A 16,927-nucleotide genomic window follows, 5' to 3' on the forward strand; every position below is an offset into this window, starting at 1 on the left:
ATCGACGGCTTGATGGGTCGCCACCTGCGAAGATCGTCTCAATTTGTCCTCAGTGGACGAATGGCTTGGCGTGGTCTCGCTGGGCGTACCGCGAGACCCGCGGAATCGTTGTCCTGGTCGGTGCTCGCATCGCAACGTGCGAAAAGTCCGGTTCGCCACTGAACACGACCCGACATGTGCACACTGGAGTGGGAGAGGGAGGGCATTCGTGTCGCAGCAACTGAGCACGTGCAGACCATGGCGGCTCGCCGGAGTGGTACCGATGATCGCACTGCTCGTCTCGTGCGGCTCGGAACCGAGCAGTTCTCGCCAGCAGACGCAGCCGAGCGTGCAGGCCGATCCCCCCACCGCGGTGGCGCCCCCGGACAGCGGCGTCACCCCGCCACCGCTGTCGGTCCTGCCCGCGGGCACCCCGCCGCTGCCGACCACCGAACGACCGCAGCTCCAGCTCGAAGCCTGGTCGGAGTCGATGTCCGACGAGCTCAACATCCCCCGAGCCGCTCTGCAGGCCTACGGCTACGCGGCCCGCGCGGCGGAGACCAGCCATCCGGGTTGCGGGTTGGGCTGGACGACGCTCGCGGGCATCGGCGCCATCGAATCCAGCCACGGCCGGTTCAACGGCGCTCGCCTGGACGAGACGGGCAGGCCGAGCGTGCCGATCATCGGCCTGCCGCTGGACGGCAGCCACGGCGTCAAGCGCATCGACGACACCGACGGCGGACGGCTGGACGGCGACCCGGTGTTCGACCGGGCCATCGGGCCGCTGCAGTTCATCCCCACGACCTGGGAGCGGTGGGCTTCCGACGCGGACGGCGACGGCGTCGCGGACCCGCACGACATCGACGACGCGGCGCTGGCCGCGGCGCAGTACCTGTGCACCGTCGGCGGCGACATGAACGACCCGGACCGGTTCTGGGCGGCGTTGCTCGACTACAACGAGAGCCACGACTACGGCCAGGACGTGCTCGACCACGCCGACCACTACGGCAAGACCAGCCGGACCCTGAGCGCGGAGGGCGGACGATGAGTCCCCGCTCTTGATCTCCCGTGCGGCGGGACGGGTTTCCGCTGGGTGCGGTCGTATCCGGAAGTTGGTCGATTTGTGCTCGCTCCTAGTTCTCCCGGATACCGCCAAGTAACCTGATCGCGTGACCGTCCCCACCGCATCCCGGCTGCGTGGCGTAGTCGCCGCCATCGGGCGGTTGGCCGTTGCGCTGGCCCTCGTAGCCGCGATGGGAGCCGGTGTCGCGCTGGCCGCGACCCTGAGCCGTCCGGAGGCCGCGCCCGAAGCCGGTCCGCCACCGGAACAGGTCGTGGAACCGGCACCGGTCCTGCCCGGCTCCGCCGCGCCGCTCGCGCAGGAACCCGTCCAACAGCCCGCGCCCTTCGGCGAAGACCCCGTGCGGGAGTGGGCGGACCAGGTGGCCTCCGTGGTCGACGTGCCGTCCCGCGCGCTGCTCGCCTACGTCAACGCGGACCTGGCGATGCGCCAGTACGAGCCGGACTGCCGGATCTCCTGGGCCACCATCGCCGGGATCGGCCGCATCGAGTCCAACCACGGCCGCTACGGGAACCGGGTGCTCGGCGACGACGCGCTGCCCTCGCAGCCGATCATCGGGATCGCGCTGGACGGCACTCCCGGCGTGCGGGCCATCGGTGACACCGACGGCGGCGCGCTGGACGGCGACGCCACCCACGACCGCGCGGTCGGGCCGATGCAGTTCATTCCGTCGACCTGGCGGAAGTGGGCCACCGACGGCAACGGCGACGGGCTCGGCGACCCGCAGAACCTCGACGACGCGGCGATGGCCGCCGGGCGCTACCTGTGCTCCAGCGGGCGCGACCTGACCACCGGCGACGGCTGGTGGGGCGCGGTGATGTCGTACAACAACTCCGTCGAGTACGGGCAGAAGGTCTACGCGATCGCCGAGAGCTATTCGAAGGCCGCCAGCAGGCGGCACTGACCCTCGGCCCTCCCACGAGGACGAGCGCGCCGCGTCCGGATCACCGCGGTCCGCCGGGCACGACGTGCTCGGCGGGCCGCGGTCAGCCGTCGCGGCGGGCCAGCCTGGCGTTGATCTCGCCCAGTGCCTCTTGGTAGGCGGGAACGGGATTCATCGTCGCCGCCATCTTCACCTGGCTGCGGGCTTCCTGGAGCCGGCCTTGCCGCTGGAGCGTGCGGCCCAGGACCAGCCGGGCGTAGTGGTCGGACGGGTCGAGTTCGATCACCCGCAGGAACGCGAGCTCGGCCCGGCGGAATTGAGCGGAGAACAGGTAGGCCCGGCCGAGCAGCAACTGCACGGAGGGCTTGTCCTCGGCGATGTCGAGTACGGGTTGCAGTGCGCGGAGAGCTTCCCAAGGTCGGCGCTGGGCTACCAGGCTCTCCGCCCGGCGGAACGCTTCAACGGTGCCTTCGCTGCTCATGACGCGAACAACGGTACGTGCCGGCCCCGGTGCTTATCGACGTCCGAGCGGATGTTATCGGCCAACGTCCCAGCATGTGGTGATCACGCCCCGTGGTGACCTGATCGATCCGGATGGGCGGGGCGCACGACACACCAAGTCGGCCGCGTCGACGCCGACGTCACCGATAGGCTCATGGTCGGTCGTCGGGCGTTCGGCGCCCGCTCGCGCGTCCAACGGCGAGGCGGGCGGGCCGCCCATACCTCAAACCCTGGTTAGGAGCACACGTGGCGATCATCGAGCAGGTCGGCGCCCGCGAGATCCTGGACTCGCGCGGTAACCCCACCGTCGAGGTCGAAGTGGCACTGGAAGACGGCACGCTGGCCCGCGCCGCGGTCCCCTCGGGCGCCTCCACCGGTGAGCACGAGGCGGTCGAACTGCGGGACGGCGACGCCGAGCGCTACGGCGGCAAGGGCGTCGAGAAGGCCGTGGAAGCGGTGCTGGACGAGATCGGCCCCGAGCTGGCCGGTCTCGACGCGACCGAGCAGCGCGTGGTGGACCAGAAGCTCGTCGACCTCGACGGCACCCCCGGCAAGTCCCGGCTGGGCGCCAACGCGATCCTCGGCGCCTCGCTGGCGGTAGCCAAGGCCGCGGCGGACTCCGCGGGGCTGGAGCTGTTCCGCTACGTCGGCGGTCCGAACGCGCACGTGCTGCCGGTCCCGATGATGAACATCCTCAACGGCGGTGCCCACGCCGACACCGGTGTGGACGTGCAGGAGTTCATGATCGCCCCGGTCGGCGCGGACTCCTTCTCCGACGCGCTGCGCTGGGGCGCGGAGACCTACCACGCGCTGAAGTCGGTGCTCAAGGCCAAGGGCCTGCCCACCGGCCTCGGCGACGAGGGCGGTTTCGCCCCGGACCTGCCGAACAACCGCGAGGCGCTGGACCTCATCGCCGTCGCCGTGGACAAGGCCGGTTTCAAGCTGGGCACCGACATCGTGCTCGCGCTCGACGTGGCCGCCACCGAGTTCTTCGAGGACGGCGCCTACACCTTCGAGAAGGCCAAGCGCAGCGCCGAGCAGATGACCGGTTACTACACCGAGCTGCTCGACAACTACCCGCTGGTCTCCATCGAGGACCCGCTGGGCGAGGACGACTGGGACGGCTGGGTGCAGCTGACCAACGAGCTCGGCGAGCGCGTGCAGCTGGTCGGCGACGACCTGTTCGTCACCAACCCGGAGCGCCTCGAAGAGGGCATCAACCGCCGCGCGGGCAACGCGCTGCTGGTCAAGGTCAACCAGATCGGCACCCTCTCGGAGACTCTGGACGCGGTCAACCTGGCCAACTCCTGCGGCTACAAGAGCATGATGAGCCACCGCTCCGGCGAGACCGAGGACACCACCATCGCCGACCTCGCGGTGGCCACCGGCTGCGGCCAGATCAAGACCGGTGCCCCGGCGCGCAGCGAGCGGGTCGCCAAGTACAACCAGTTGCTGCGCATCGAGGAAGCGCTCGGGGACGCCGCCCGCTACGCGGGTGAACTGGCTTTCCCGCGGCTCAACATCGAGGCGTGACATCCTGGTCACCAGCGGTCGGAACGACCGGGTGACCACGACGACAGGTGCGGACGATGCCGAGCGGGCGATCTTCTGATCGACAGCAGCGCCGTCGGGCAGGCACGGCCTCCTCGACGCGCGGGAACGGCGCGAAGCGCCGTTCGGATGCGCAGACCCCTGCGAAGCGGTCCGGGACGCGGCCGGGAGCCCAAGCTGGTTCCCGGCCGCGGCCGAAGAACAAGTCCCGGTCGGAGACGGCGGGCGCGTTCAAGCTCTCGTCGACCAGGCGCGCCGCGCTGCTGGCGCTGCTGCTGTGCGCGATGGCGCTGAGCGTGTCCGTGCCGCTGCGCACCTACCTGAGCCAGCGCGGCGAGCTGGCCGCGCAGGAGCAGCACCGCACCGAGCTCACCCAGCAGGTGCGGGAACTGGAGATGCGCAAGGAGCAGCTGTCCGACCCGGAGCGGGTGGAAGCCGAGGCCCGCTCCCGGCTGGGTTACGTTCGGCCCGGCGAGACGCCGTACATCGTGGAACTGCCCGGCCGACCGACGGCGCCGCCGGCGACTCCGGCACCGGAGGACGACGGTGCCTGGTATTCGGATCTGTGGAAGTCGCTGACAGGGAACTGACGTGATCAACACTTCGACGGTCGCCGCGAGCGACCGGGACAGCATCGCCCGCCAGCTGGGCAGGCCGCCGCGCGGTCTGCGCGCGGTCGCGGCGCGCGACGGGGCGGGGGAACCCACCGTCGTGCAGACCAACCCGCGCCTGGAGGACGGCACGCCGTTCCCGACCTTGTACTACTTGACCTCGCCGAGGTTGACGGGGCACTGCTCCACGCTGGAGGCCGAGGGCCTGATGCGGGAGATGCAGGACCGGCTAGCCGAGGACCCCGAGCTGGCGCGGCGCTACACCGAGGCGCACGAGGCGTACCTGGCCGAGCGGGACGCGATCGAGTCGCTGAGCACCCAGGTCACCGCTGGCGGCATGCCGGACCGGGTGAAGTGCCTGCACGTCCACGTGGCGCACTCGTTGGCCAAGGGCCCCGGCGTGAACCCGTTCGGCGACGAGGCGCTGGAGATCATCGAGCGCCGCTGGCCGGAGAAGCCGAGCACCGATCCCGCTCGGTGAACCGCCCCTCGCCGAGTGGGGGCGGCCCGGCGGCCGGTGATCAGCTCACGGGCGTGACGCGGTCGAGCAGGTCGATGCCGAGGCCGTCCGGGATGGTGCCGAAGGAGCGTCCCGTGTCGGGGACCAGCCGGGTAGCCACGAAGGCGTCCGCGACCTCGTTCGGCGCGTGCCGCAGCAGCAGCGCGGCCTGCAGGGTCAGCGCGATCAGCTCGGCCAGGCGCCGGGCCCGGACGGGGTTCGGCTCGGCCAGTTCCGCCCGCAGCCGTGCCAGCGCCTCGTCGTAGCGGGCGTCGCAGTCGCGGGCGGTGTCGAGCTCGGCGAGCAGCGCCGCCGCCGTTTCGGGCTGCTTCTCCAGCGCGCGCAGCACGTCGAGCGCGGTGACGTTGCCGGAGCCCTCCCAGATCGACATCAGCGGTGCCTCCCGGTAGAGCCGCGGAAGTCCCGATTCCTCGACGTACCCGTTGCCGCCGAGGCATTCCAGCGATTCGGCGACCGCGGTCGAGGCGCGCTTGCACACGTGGAACTTCGCCGCGGGCAGCGCCAGCCGCAGCAGGGCGCGCTCGGCGGGGTCGGCCTGCGCGTCGACGGCCGCCGCCAGTCGCAGCGCGAGCGCCGTCGCCGCCTCCGATTCCAGCGCCAGGTCCGCGAGCACCGCCCGCATCAGCGGTGCGTCGGCCAGCGGTGCGCCGAACGCGCTGCGGTGCCGGACGTGGTGCGCGGCCTCGGACAGCGCGATCCGCATGTTCGCCGCCGAGCCGAGCACGCAGTCCAGCCGCGTCATCGAGACCATCTCGATGATGCAGCGCACGCCGCGGCCCTCCTCCCCGACGAGGTGTCCGAGCGCGCCGGTGTACTCGAGTTCGGCGGAGGCGTTGGACTTGTTGCCGAGCTTGTCCTTGAGCCGCTGCAGCCGGATCTCGTTGCGCCTGCCGTCGGGCAGCACCCGCGGGAGCACGAAGCAGCTCAGCCCGCCGGAGGTGCGCGCCAAGGTGAGGAACAGGTCGTTCATCGGCGCCGAGGTGAACCACTTGTGCCCGGTGAGCCGGTAGGTGCCGTCGGCGAGCGGTTCGGCCGCGGTGCTGTTGGCGCGCACGTCCGAGCCGCCTTGCTTCTCGGTCATCGACATGCCCGCCAGCAACCCGGCCTTGGTCGCGGCGGGCCGCAGCCCGAAGTCGTACGTCGTGGAGCGCAGGCCCGGCTCGTACTGCTGGGCGAGCGCCGGGGAGTGCCGCAGCGCGGGGACGGCGGCGAAGGTCATCGAGATCGGGCAGCCGTGCCCGGCCTCGGCCTGCGACCAGAGGTAGAAACCGGCGGCCCGGCGGGCGTGCGCGCCGGGACCCGCGTCCGGTGCCCAGGGAGCGGCGTGCAGCCCGTGGTGGACGGCGCGCTCCATCAGGTGGTGCCAGGACGGGTGGAAGTCGACTTCGTCGGCTCGGTGGCCGTAGCGGTCGTGGGTGCGCAGCGCGGGCGGGTTGTCGTTGGCGGCGCGGCCGTGCGCGCGGACGGCGGTGGAACCGGCTTCGGCGGCGAGCGCCCGCAGCCCGGGCAGCGCGTCGGCCCCGGCGCACCGGGTGATCGCGTCGTGCAGCGCCGGGTCGCAGGCCAGCGGGTCGAAGCCGTCGAGCGGCGGCGGCTGGTTGGTCACGCGGTGGGTGGACCAGCGTCCGGTGTCCGGGTCCGCGGGGCGGGAGGAGCTGGAGCGAGGCTCGCCGCTGAGCATCATGCCCCGCAGAGTAGGTCACAGTGGCTACCGTTGAGTAGCCTTCGCGATCTTGTCGTGGTGCCCGCGGGAGTGGAGATCCACTCCATCGTGTCCGAAGTGACTCGATCAGTCATTAGTGATCACAGTGCATGATCGAACTTACTATTAATGCCACTCGTTGGAGTGAGCGCGAGAGTCGCAATGAGCCGCTTCGTGCCACCGTGGTGACGGATCCACCGCTGGGGCGATGCCCGAGCGCGGACGATCTCGTGGGGGCTGGAGGCACCGTGGCAGTTCGCAACACCCGTCCCACCGCTCGCCGCCGGAACCGGCGCAGGTGGCGGGCGGTGACGGCACTCACGCCCACGCTGCTCCTCGTCGCCGCATCCAGCACCCTGCTCTCCCTGCCGCCGCCCACCGTGCGCGACGGCAGCGCCGAGTCCTCGCCGGAGGGCGGCCTCTACGGCGCCAGCGGACACCTCCCGCAGACCAGGGAACCCGGCGCGCACGTGCTCGACCTCGCCGGACGACCGCAGCGGATGCCCGGCCCGCCCGACGACGCGCCGCGCGGACGCCTCGACATCCCCGAACCGATGATGGCCGCCTACGTCGGCGCCGCCGACCGGCTCGCCGAATCGCACCCCGGCTGCAGGGTGCACTGGTCGGTGCTCGCGTCCATCGGCCGCGTCGAATCCGGGCACGCCCGCGGTGGGGAGATCGACGTCAACGGCACCACCCTCTCGGCGATCCTCGGGCCGCGGCTCAGCGGTGGGCCCGGCGTCGCCGCCATCCCGGACACCGACGGCGGCACCCTCGACGGCGACCCGGTGTGGGACCGCGCCGTCGGCGCCATGCAGTTCATCCCGGGCACCTGGAACAAGTTCGCCATCGACGGCAACGACGACGGCGAGCTCAGCCCGCACAACGTGCACGACGCGGCGGCCACCGCGGGCGCCTACCTCTGCGACGGTGCCGCGGACCTGCGGGAACCGCGCGCGCTCGCCGAGGCCGTGTTCCGCTACAACCACTCCGACGACTACGTGCGCACCGTGCTGCGCTGGGCGGACGCCTACGCGGGCGGGGCGTTCCCGCTGCCGCTGGAACCGCTGCCGGAGGTCGACGGGCACGACGTGCTGGCGGGCAGCCGGTTGCCCGCCGCGCAGTCGGAGCGCCCGGTGGCAGCCTCGCCGGAGGACATCGACCCAGGAGCGTCGGCGCTGACCCCGCCGTCGCCCGCCGCGCCGCCGGAACCGGCGGTGGACGTGCGCCCCACGTGGCCGGGTGCCTCGGGCGGGCCGGTGGACGTCGAACCGGGGCCCGGCGCGGCGCGTCCGCCGGAGAGCGGCGAGGCCGAGGTCGCGCCGCCCACCGACGCCGGCTCGGCCCTGCCGCCCGGTTCGGAGGGCCCGGATGCCGCGGAGCCCCCGCCGAGCGAGGTGCCGCCGCACGAGGGGGCGCCGCCCGTCGAACGGCCGCCGTCCACCGAGGCTCCGCCCGCGCCCCACGCCCCGCCGTCGTCCGACGACGTCGCACCCCCGGTTCCGCCCGCGTCCGAGGTGCCGCCGGAGTCGACGTCGCCCGGCCCGGACGCGTCGACCACGGCTCCCGGCTCGGCGACGACGCCGCCTACCGGATCGCAGCCGCCCGAGCCGTCCGGATCGCAGCCGGTCCCGCCTCCTCCGGCGGACGCGGCGACACCTCCGTCCGCGGAGCCGCCCGCCGCATCGACTTCAGAACCGGCGGAGTCGTCGACGAGCCCGTCCACCGAGCCCTCGCACCTGCCCGAGTCGGCGGCGCCGAGCCAGGGCGGAACCTCCACCGAGCCGAGCACGCCGGTCACCTCGGAGCCGGTGCCGTCCCGGTGCGAGGTCACCGCGCTCGACGAGGGCCGGTTCGTCCTGCGCGAGCAGGCCGAGACCGCGGGCACCCGGCTGGAGCCCGGCACCACCGACCCGCACACCGCGATCCCCGGCGAGGTCGTGTTCGTGGAGTCCGCGACGCCCGGACCGCTGGAGCCGTGCGAGGTCCCCGCGGAGTTCAAGCCCGCCTCGTGATCATCCGATCAGGTGGTCGAGTTTCGGTGCTGAGCCGGTGCGCCCGGTTCGTGGGGCCCGGCTGCGCAGGGGTCGACGGCGTTCACCCTGGTCGGTGATGATCTCGTAGGCCCGCGGTGCCGACACGCCATCGGTGAGTCCGCGCACGTCGATTCGGGGCAGCCGCTAGCGTGGTCGCCGATCGAGGACGGGACGACCGCGCGCCGCCTCGGAGCACCGACCAGAGCAAGGAGTACCCCATGTCACGGGTGGCCGCGATCGACTGCGGAACGAACTCGATCCGGCTGCTGGTGGCAGACGTGACCACGAGCTTCGACGGTGCCCACGACCTGCGGGACGTGCACCGCGAGATGCGCGTCGTGCGGCTCGGTCAGGGCGTGGACGCCACCGGCAGGCTCGCTGAGGAGGCGCTGGAGCGCACCCGCGCGGCGCTCGTGGACTACGCCGCGATCGCGCGGCGCAAGGGCGTGGAGCGGGTCCGGATGGTCGCGACCTCCGCCACCCGCGACGCGGCGAACCGCGAGGACTTCTTCGCGATGGTCCGCGACACGCTCGGCGTGGACGCCGAGGTGATCACCGGCGACGAGGAGGCGCGGCTGTCGTTCATCGGCGCGGTCGGTGACTTCGACCCCTCCGACGGCCCGTTCGTGGTCACCGATGTGGGCGGCGGCTCGACCGAGCTGGTCGTGGGCCGCTGGGACGGCGCGCAGGCCGAGATCGAGGCGGCCTACTCCGCCGACATCGGCTGCGTGCGGCTCACGGAGCGTTGCCTGCACACCGATCCGGCGTCCGAGAAGGACGTCGCCGAGGCCGAGCGGGTCGCCCGCGAGATCCTGGACGACGCCTTCGCGGCGGTCGACGCCTCCGGCGCTCGAACCTGGGTCGGAGTGGCCGGAACGGTCACCACGCTGTCCGCAGTGGCGCAGAACTTGCCGGACTACGATCCGGCGGCAATTCACCTTTCCCGTTTATCCCAGAAACAGCTCGAAGAAACGACTTCGGAGCTGTTGACGATGACTCATGAAGAACGCGCCGCGATCGGTTCCATGCATCCCGGGAGAGTCGACGTGATCAGCGGCGGAGCGCTCGTCGTCAAGGTCATCGCCGATGAGCTGGCCGAACGCGCCGGGATCCGCGTGATGTCGGTCTCCGAGCACGACATCCTCGACGGCATCGCCCTGTCTATCAGCTAGTTCTCACAGTGTGGTCGCCCGCCTCCGGGCTGTGGATGGCTTCGTTTCTGGATCGAACCAGAAAGTGACGGATTTGTGACGAGCCACTACGGGTCGGGGTTTCTCATTTATGTTTACGCTCATCTATCGCGGCGATGAACATCGTCGCCGTGCGTCGTGACCCCGAGAAATCCTGGTAGGGGCGCGCGTCGAAGTGGGAGGACGCACATGCGAAAGGGACGTCTGGCCGCCATGCTCGCGGCGCCGCTGGCGGTGGCCTTGTTGGCTTCCGGCTGCGGCGGGGGTGGCAGTGGAGCATCGGACGAGGCGGTCACCGTCGAGTGGGGCGAGCCGGAGAACCCGTTGGTTCCCGGCAACACCACCGAGGTCAACGGCGGCAACGTGCTCGATGCGATCTTCTCCGGCCTGGTGAAGTACTCGCCGGACGACGCTACGGTGAGCAACGAGATGGCGGAGTCGATCACTCCTTCGCCTGACAACAAGAGCTTCACCATCAAGATCAAGCCGGGCTGGACCTTCCACGACGGCTCCCCCGTCACCGCGGACAGCTTCGTCAAGGCGTGGAACTACACCGCCTACGGCCCGAACGGGCAGCAGGGCGCCAGCTTCTTCGAGCAGATCAAGGGCTACGACGAGGTCAACCCCTCGGACCCGGACGGGGCGAGCGGACCGCAGGAAGCGCCGAAGCCGACCACCGAGAAGATGTCCGGGCTCAAGGTCCTCGACCCCACCACGTTCCAGGTGGAGCTCAAGGCGCCGCTCACGATCTTCCCCACGATGCTGGGCTACTCGGCGTTCTACCCGCTTCCCGAGGTGTTCTTCACCGACAAGGCCGGGTTCGAGAACAAGCCGATCGGCAACGGCCCGTTCAAGTTCGACTCGCGCACGCCGAACGAGAACCTCACCGTCAGCCGCTTCGACCAGTTCCAGGGTCCGGACAAGGCCAAGGTGCCGTCGGTCGAGTTCAAGGTCTACGACGAGCTCGACACCGCCTACGAGGACCTCGTCTCCGGCAACCTCGACTTCGTCCGCCAGGTCCCGGTCTCGGCGCTGGCCGGTGACAAGTGGCGCACCGATCTCGGTGAGGGCGCTCAGGAGAAGCCCGGTCTGCTGACCCAGAACATCGCCTTCCCGCTCTACGACGAGCGCTTCAAGAACCCGGACCTGCGCAAGGCGATCTCGATGGCGATCGACCGCCCGACGATCACCCAGCAGATCTTCGCCGGTAGCCGCCAGCCCGCCGACGGCTGGACCTCCCCGTCGGTCGAGGGCTACGTGCCCAACCAGTGCGGCGAGGCCTGCACCTTCAACCCGGAGCGCGCCAAGCAGCTGCTGCAGCAGGCGGGCGGTTTCCAGGGCACGCTGACCGTCATCACCAACGGAGATGGCGGGCACAACGAGTGGTCCGAGGCCGTCGCCAGCAGCATCCGCCAGACGCTGGGCATCGACGTGCAGTTCGCGCCGACCCCGACCTTCAGCGAGTTCCGCCGCCAGGCCAACGCTCGCGAGTTCACCGGCATGTTCCGCACCGGCTGGGTCGCCGACTACCCGAACATCGAGACGTTCCTGACGCAGCTCTACCGCACGGGCGCGTCGTCGAACGACTACGAGTACTCGAACCCGGCCTTCGACGCCGCGCTGGACAAGGCCAACGCCGCGCCCACCGTGGAGGATGCCAACAAGCTCTACGCCGAGGCGGAGAAGCTGCTGGCGAAGGACATGCCCGTGGTGCCGCTGTGGACGCAGCCGGTCCAGGCCGGTTTCTCCACCGAGCGGCTCGCGGAAGCGAAGGCGACGCCGTTCCGCAAGCTGGACCTGACGTCGGTGACGCTGAAGCAGCAGTAAGCAGAGCATCGCGCCCGGCTCGCCCCGGACCACGGGGCGGGCCGGGCCGCGCTCTTGTACACAGGAGGACCGGTGGGACGATACGTACTGCGACGGTTGTTGCAGTTGATCCCAGTTTTCATCGGCACCACATTCATCATCTACGCGATGGTGTGGGCCGTCCCGGGCGATCCGTTCGCCGGCAAGTGCGGTGAGCGAGCCTGCCCGGATTCCTACGTCACCGAGATGACCGCCCAGTACAACCTCGACGACCCGCTGGTCGTGCAGTACTTCAAGTACCTCGGACAGCTGTTCAGCGGGAACTTCGGCGAGACCTACAGCGGGACGCAGATCTCGGAGCTGATCTCCAACGCCTACCCGACCACGGTGCGGCTGGCGATCGTCGCGCTGGTCATCGAGGCCGTCATCGGCATCCTGGCCGGCATCGTGACCGGGCTGCGCGGCAAGGGCTTCGTCGACAGCCTGGTGCTCGTGTCCACGCTGTTCCTGATCTCGCTCCCGGTGTTCGTCACGGGGTTCGTGCTCAAGGTGTGGCTGGGCACCGAGCTCGACTTGATCAAAACCTCGGTCGGTTCCGATCCCACGATCGGGGAACTGCTGGTGCCGGGATTCGTGCTGGGCAGCTTGTCGATGGCCTACGTGGCCCGGCTGACCAGGACGAGCTTGATGGAGAACAAGCGCGCCGACTACGTGCGCACCGCCTACGCGAAGGGCCTCCAGCCGCGCCGGGTCGTCGGCGTGCACCTGCTGCGGAACTCGCTGATCCCGGTGATCACGTTCCTGGGCACCGACCTCGGTTCGCTCATGGGCGGGGCCATCGTCACCGAGGGCGTGTTCAACATCCGGGGCATCGGCGGCCTGGTCTACAAGGCCATCCTCACCAAGGAGGGCATGACCGTCACCGGCATCGTCACGCTGCTCGTGCTGGTCTACCTGCTGATGAACCTCTTGGTGGACATTCTCTACGCGGTGCTGGACCCGAGGATCCGATATGACTGAACCGACTGCCACTGCCGCCACCACCACGCCAGCGGACTCGCCGGACCGGACGGTCGAGGGCGCGACCCCGGTCAAGCCGGAGAAGCCCCGCGGCCTGTGGGGCGACGCTTGGCGGGACCTGCGCCGGAGGCCGCTGTTCCTGGCCTCCTCGGCGATCATCTTCGTGCTGTTGCTGATGGTCGCGTTCCCACAGCTGTTCACCTCCGTGGACCCGAACCTCTCGGTCCTGTCCAAGTCGCGGCAGGGGCCGTCGGCCGATGCGTGGTTCGGTTACGACCTGCAAGGGCGGGACATCTACGCGCGAGCCATCCACGGTGCGCGCGCCTCCGTCGCAGTCGGGGTGCTGGCCACCCTGGGCACGGTCGTGATCGGTTCGATCGTCGGGATCCTCGGCGGCTACTACGGCGGCTGGGTGGACAACCTGCTGTCCCGGTTCTCCGAGATCTTCCTCGGCCTGCCGTTCGTGCTCGGTGCCATCGTCATCCTGACCACGTTCAACCAGCCCGGAGAGATCCCCAGCGGTTCTCGGGTGATCATGCAGGTGGTCGGTTCGATCGCGGTGCTGTCCTGGCCGATCGCGATGCGGATCATGCGGTCGGCGGCGATCTCGGCGAAGCAGCAGGACTACGTCAAGGCCGCTCGGGCGCTCGGCGCGACGCCGTCGCGGATCATCTTGCGGCACCTGCTGCCGAACTGCCTGGCTCCGGTCCTGGTGTACGCCACGATCGCGCTCGGCGGGTTCATCGGCGCCGAGGCGACGCTGTCCTACCTGGGCCTCGGGCTGAAGTACCCGGTGGTGTCCTGGGGGGTCATGATCGCCGACTCCCGCGAGTTCATCGAGGCGTCGCCGCACCTGTTGATGTTCCCCGCGGGGTTCCTGGTGGTGACCGTGCTGGCGTTCGTGATGCTCGGTGACGCCGTCCGCGACGCGCTCGACCCGAAGCAGAAGTAGGAGGTACCGCTGTGTCCGAGAAGGACGACAACGCAGGCGGACGGCTGCTCGACGTCGAGGACCTGCACGTGGAGTTCCGCACCCGCGACGGCGTCGCGAAGGTGCTCAACGGCGTGAGCTACCACGTCAAGGCCGGTGAGACGCTGGCGGTGCTGGGCGAATCCGGTTCCGGCAAGAGCGTCACCGCGCAGACGGTGATGGGCATCCTCGACACCCCGCCGGGGTTCGTCACCGGCGGCGCGATCCGCTACGACGGCGAGGACCTGCTCACCGCCACCGAGGACCGGCGCAGGCAGCTGCGCGGCGAATCGATGTCGATGATCTTCCAGGACGCGCTCTCGGCGCTGAACCCCGTCTACACGGTGGGATTCCAGATCGCCGAGCAGCTGCGCACCCGGCGTGGCATGTCCCGCAAGGACGCCACGGCCCGCGCGGTGGAGCTGCTGGACCAGGTCAAGATCCCGAACGCCAAGCAGCGCGTGAAGGAGTACCCGCACCAGTTCTCCGGCGGCATGCGGCAGCGCGCGATGATCGCGATGTCGCTGGCGCTGGACCCGGAGCTGCTCATCGCGGACGAGCCGACGACGGCGCTGGACGTGACGGTGCAGGCGCAGATCATGGACCTGCTCGACGAGCTGCGCCGGGACCGCGGGATGGGCCTGATCCTCATCACCCACGACCTGGGCGTGGTCGCCGAGGTCGCGGACCGGATCGTGGTGATGTACGCGGGCCGCATCGTGGAGGCCGCGGACGCCTACGGGCTCTACAAGCAGCCCGGCCACCCGTACACCGAGGGCCTGATGCGGTCCATCCCGCGCCTGGACCTCAAGGGCCAGGACCTGGAGACGATCAAGGGCCTGCCGCCGAACCTGATGAAGATCCCGAGCGGCTGCCCGTTCCACCCGCGTTGCCCGCGCGCCGAGGACCGCTGCCGCGAGCAGGTGCCCGAGCAGCACCAGCTGGGCTTGGGCCGGACCAGCGCCTGCCACTTCGCCGAGGAGCTGATGACCAGTGAGTGAGCCGATCCTCGAAGTGCGGGACCTGGTCAAGCACTTCCCGATCAACCGGGGCGTCGTCTTCCAGCGGACCGTCGGGCACGTGCGGGCCGTCGACGGCGTGTCGTTCGACCTGAACAAGGGCGAGACGCTGGGCATCGTCGGCGAGTCGGGCTGCGGCAAGTCCACCCTCGCGCAGGTGCTGATGCGGCTGGAGAAACCGACCAGCGGCACGGCCACCTTCGAGGGCCGGGACATGTTCAAGATGAACGGTCCGGAGCTGCGCAAGCTGCGCCGCGACATGCAGATCGTGCTGCAGGACCCGTACACCTCGCTGAACCCGCGACGCACCGTCGGCGACATCGTCGGGGAGCCCTTCGAGATCCACCGCGAGGTGGCGCCGAAGGGCGACCGGCGGCGCAAGGTGCAGGAGTTGCTGGACCTGGTCGGGCTCAACCCGGAGCACATCCAGCGCTACCCGCACCAGTTCTCCGGCGGTCAGCGGCAGCGCATCGGCATCGCGCGGGCGTTGGCGCTGCGGCCGAAGGTGATCGTGTGCGACGAGCCGGTGTCCGCGCTCGACGTCTCGATCCAGGCCCAGGTGATGAACCTGCTCGGCGAGCTGCAGCAGGAGTTCGGGCTGTCGTACGTGTTCATCGCGCACGACCTCGGCGTGGTGCGCCACCTGTCGGACCGGGTGGGCGTGATGTACCTGGGCAAGATGGTCGAGGTCGGCACCGACGAGCAGATCTACGAGCACCCGCAGCACCCGTACACGCAGGCGCTGCTGTCCTCGGTCCCGGTGCCGGACCCGACGTTGCGCGGCAAGCGCGAGGTCATCCGGCTCACCGGTGACGTGCCCAGCCCGGCGAATCCGCCGTCGGGCTGCCGGTTCCGCACCCGTTGCTGGAAGGCGCAGGACATCTGCGCGGAGAAGGTCCCGGAGCTGGAGGTCCGGCTGGGCGACCACCCGTCGGCCTGCCACTTCGCGGAGGAACACCCGCACGTCGTGGCGTGACGGTTCGGACGGCGCCGGGTGCGGGATCGGTGTCCCGCGCTCGGCGCCGTTCGTTCTCCAGAACCCTCCGAAGGGTTCGCCGAGCGGATCGAGAACCGCTCATCCGTCGAGCAGGCCGACTCCGCCGTAGGCGTTGGCCTGGGCGGCCTCACCGAAGCTGATCTGGGTGTCCGGGCGCCACAGCGGTGAGAGCACCAGTCCCGGATCGGCGAGCCGGTAGCCGGTGAACAGGCTCGCGATGTCGTCGCGGTTGCGCCACAGCACGGGCGTGGGGGTTCGGCCCATCACTTCGTGCGCCACCCGCACCTGCTCGTCGGTGGCCGACACCTGCGAGATGTGCGAGATCGCCAGCCAGCTGCCGGGAGCGCTCACCGCGCGGTACCTGGCCACCAGCGCGTGCGCTTCGGCGTCATCGGGCACGAACGGCAGGATCGCGATGGCCAGCACCGCCACCGGCCGCGAGAAGTCGAGCATCCCGGCGACTCCGGGCGCGGTGAGCACGCTGTCCGGGTCGCGCACGTCGGCCTGGGTGATCGTGACGTTCGACTGGCCGGCGAGCATGCGCTGCGCGTGCGCCACGGCGACCGGCTCGTGATCGACGTAGCCGACCTTGGCGGCCGGGTTGATGCGGTGCGCGATCTCGTGCACGTTGCCGACGGTGGGGATGCCGGAGCCGAGGTCGAGGAACTGGTCCACCCCCTGGGAGAGCAGGAAGCGCACCGCCCGGCCGAGGAACGCCCGGTTCGCCTTGGCGTACACCGCCGACTGCGGCAGGACTTCCAGCGCGTCGTCGGCGGCCTTCCGATCGATCGCGAAATGCGCGGAGCCGCCCAGGTAGTAGTCGTACATGCGGGCCGAGTTCGGACGGTCGGTGTCCGGGATCGAAGGCATCGACGGTGGTCCGGTGCGTTCGCTCTCGCCCATGCCTTTGATGTTGCAACAAAAAATCGATCTTGACCATGCCGCGTTGGTCACTCCGCCGGGACCATGGCGGATTTCCGCCACATCGGCGGCGCGGTGCCAACCGAATCGGCCTGATGCAATTCGTGATCGCATTTTCACGGAATGTGAAAATCGTCGCG

General features: G+C 70.2%; 15 protein-coding genes. 12 read left to right on the forward strand and 3 right to left on the reverse strand.

Translation table 11 applies throughout. The annotated features are described in order from the left end of the window. Positions 1 to 262: 262 nt before the first annotated feature. Together OOZ19_RS17835 and OOZ19_RS17840 are read left to right on the forward strand one after the other, a co-directional pair. Positions 263 to 1,027: a lytic murein transglycosylase gene (locus tag OOZ19_RS17835; protein ID WP_266091238.1), complete on the forward strand. Its 765-nt coding sequence runs from the start codon at positions 263 to 265 to the stop codon at positions 1,025 to 1,027. A 121-nt stretch (positions 1,028 to 1,148) separates the two neighbouring features. Then, the gene (locus OOZ19_RS17840) at positions 1,149 to 1,964 is read left to right on the forward strand and encodes a lytic transglycosylase domain-containing protein (protein WP_266091239.1); all 816 of its coding nucleotides are present in this window, start codon (positions 1,149 to 1,151) and stop codon (positions 1,962 to 1,964) included. An 82-nt stretch (positions 1,965 to 2,046) separates the two neighbouring features. Here OOZ19_RS17840 and OOZ19_RS17845 read toward each other — a convergent pair whose 3' ends face one another. Then, positions 2,047 to 2,424 (reverse strand): tetratricopeptide repeat protein, encoded by a 378-nt coding sequence (locus tag OOZ19_RS17845; protein WP_266091240.1) that lies wholly within the window; start codon positions 2,422 to 2,424, stop codon positions 2,047 to 2,049. 266 nt (positions 2,425 to 2,690) lie between these two features. Between OOZ19_RS17845 and eno the strand changes: the two genes are divergently transcribed. The 3 genes from eno to OOZ19_RS17860 are packed head-to-tail and all read left to right on the forward strand — an operon-like array spanning position 2,691 to position 5,087. Then, the gene (gene eno, locus OOZ19_RS17850; protein WP_266091241.1) at positions 2,691 to 3,977 is read left to right on the forward strand and encodes a phosphopyruvate hydratase; all 1,287 of its coding nucleotides are present in this window, start codon (positions 2,691 to 2,693) and stop codon (positions 3,975 to 3,977) included. Between the two features lie 56 nt (positions 3,978 to 4,033). After that, entirely contained in the window at positions 4,034 to 4,585 is a 552-nt protein-coding gene (locus OOZ19_RS17855; protein ID WP_266091242.1) for an FtsB family cell division protein, read from the forward strand. Positions 4,586 to 4,589: 4 nt separating this feature from the next. Continuing rightward, complete coding sequence (locus OOZ19_RS17860; RefSeq protein WP_266091300.1) at positions 4,590 to 5,087, forward strand: DUF501 domain-containing protein; 498 nt, start codon at positions 4,590 to 4,592, stop codon at positions 5,085 to 5,087. 40 nt (positions 5,088 to 5,127) lie between these two features. Here OOZ19_RS17860 and OOZ19_RS17865 read toward each other — a convergent pair whose 3' ends face one another. Further along, complete coding sequence (locus tag OOZ19_RS17865; protein WP_266091244.1) at positions 5,128 to 6,810, reverse strand: isovaleryl-CoA dehydrogenase; 1,683 nt, start codon at positions 6,808 to 6,810, stop codon at positions 5,128 to 5,130. A 326-nt stretch (positions 6,811 to 7,136) separates the two neighbouring features. Between OOZ19_RS17865 and OOZ19_RS17870 the strand changes: the two genes are divergently transcribed. From OOZ19_RS17870 to OOZ19_RS17900, 7 genes are all read left to right on the forward strand, one after another. Beyond that, entirely contained in the window at positions 7,137 to 8,843 is a 1,707-nt protein-coding gene (locus OOZ19_RS17870) for a lytic transglycosylase domain-containing protein (protein ID WP_266091245.1), read from the forward strand. A 239-nt stretch (positions 8,844 to 9,082) separates the two neighbouring features. Next, on the forward strand, positions 9,083 to 10,036 hold the full coding sequence (locus OOZ19_RS17875; protein ID WP_266091246.1) for a Ppx/GppA phosphatase family protein: 954 nt from the start codon (positions 9,083 to 9,085) through the stop codon (positions 10,034 to 10,036). A gap of 207 nt (positions 10,037 to 10,243) precedes the next feature. Continuing rightward, on the forward strand, positions 10,244 to 11,881 hold the full coding sequence (locus OOZ19_RS17880) for a peptide ABC transporter substrate-binding protein (protein ID WP_266091247.1): 1,638 nt from the start codon (positions 10,244 to 10,246) through the stop codon (positions 11,879 to 11,881). Between the two features lie 72 nt (positions 11,882 to 11,953). Then, positions 11,954 to 12,880: an ABC transporter permease gene (locus OOZ19_RS17885; RefSeq protein WP_266091248.1), complete on the forward strand. Its 927-nt coding sequence runs from the start codon at positions 11,954 to 11,956 to the stop codon at positions 12,878 to 12,880. Further along, positions 12,873 to 13,832: an ABC transporter permease gene (locus OOZ19_RS17890; protein ID WP_266091249.1), complete on the forward strand. Its 960-nt coding sequence runs from the start codon at positions 12,873 to 12,875 to the stop codon at positions 13,830 to 13,832. The genes OOZ19_RS17885 and OOZ19_RS17890 overlap by 8 nt, the downstream gene beginning before the upstream one ends. Before the next feature lie 11 nt (positions 13,833 to 13,843). Then, the gene (locus OOZ19_RS17895; protein ID WP_266091250.1) at positions 13,844 to 14,851 is read left to right on the forward strand and encodes an ABC transporter ATP-binding protein; all 1,008 of its coding nucleotides are present in this window, start codon (positions 13,844 to 13,846) and stop codon (positions 14,849 to 14,851) included. Next, a complete protein-coding gene (locus OOZ19_RS17900) occupies positions 14,844 to 15,845 on the forward strand; it encodes an ABC transporter ATP-binding protein (RefSeq protein WP_266091251.1) in 1,002 nt (333 codons plus the stop codon). The genes OOZ19_RS17895 and OOZ19_RS17900 overlap by 8 nt, the downstream gene beginning before the upstream one ends. 99 nt (positions 15,846 to 15,944) lie before the next feature. Here OOZ19_RS17900 and OOZ19_RS17905 read toward each other — a convergent pair whose 3' ends face one another. Next, positions 15,945 to 16,769, reverse strand: a complete 825-nt coding sequence (locus tag OOZ19_RS17905; protein WP_266091252.1) for an SAM-dependent methyltransferase — start codon at positions 16,767 to 16,769, stop codon at positions 15,945 to 15,947. Positions 16,770 to 16,927 lie beyond the last annotated feature (158 nt).

Origin of the sequence: Saccharopolyspora sp. NFXS83 (genome assembly GCF_026241095.1) — a bacterium.
Classification (GTDB): Bacteria; Actinomycetota; Actinomycetes; order Mycobacteriales; family Pseudonocardiaceae; genus Saccharopolyspora_C.

What these genes read in the sequence shown, in the direction of transcription:
- OOZ19_RS17835 (WP_266091238.1), top strand. Translation starts at nt 263, where the DNA reads ATGATCGCACTGCTCGTCTCGTGCGGCTCGGAACCGAGCAGTTCTCGC.
- OOZ19_RS17845 (WP_266091240.1), bottom strand. Translation starts at nt 2,424, where the DNA reads ATGAGCAGCGAAGGCACCGTTGAAGCGTTCCGCCGGGCGGAGAGCCTG.
- OOZ19_RS17855 (WP_266091242.1), top strand. Translation starts at nt 4,034, where the DNA reads ATGCCGAGCGGGCGATCTTCTGATCGACAGCAGCGCCGTCGGGCAGGC.
- OOZ19_RS17865 (WP_266091244.1), bottom strand. Translation starts at nt 6,810, where the DNA reads ATGATGCTCAGCGGCGAGCCTCGCTCCAGCTCCTCCCGCCCCGCGGAC.
- OOZ19_RS17875 (WP_266091246.1), top strand. Translation starts at nt 9,083, where the DNA reads ATGTCACGGGTGGCCGCGATCGACTGCGGAACGAACTCGATCCGGCTG.
- OOZ19_RS17880 (WP_266091247.1), top strand. Translation starts at nt 10,244, where the DNA reads ATGCGAAAGGGACGTCTGGCCGCCATGCTCGCGGCGCCGCTGGCGGTG.
- OOZ19_RS17890 (WP_266091249.1), top strand. Translation starts at nt 12,873, where the DNA reads ATGACTGAACCGACTGCCACTGCCGCCACCACCACGCCAGCGGACTCG.
- OOZ19_RS17905 (WP_266091252.1), bottom strand. Translation starts at nt 16,769, where the DNA reads ATGGGCGAGAGCGAACGCACCGGACCACCGTCGATGCCTTCGATCCCG.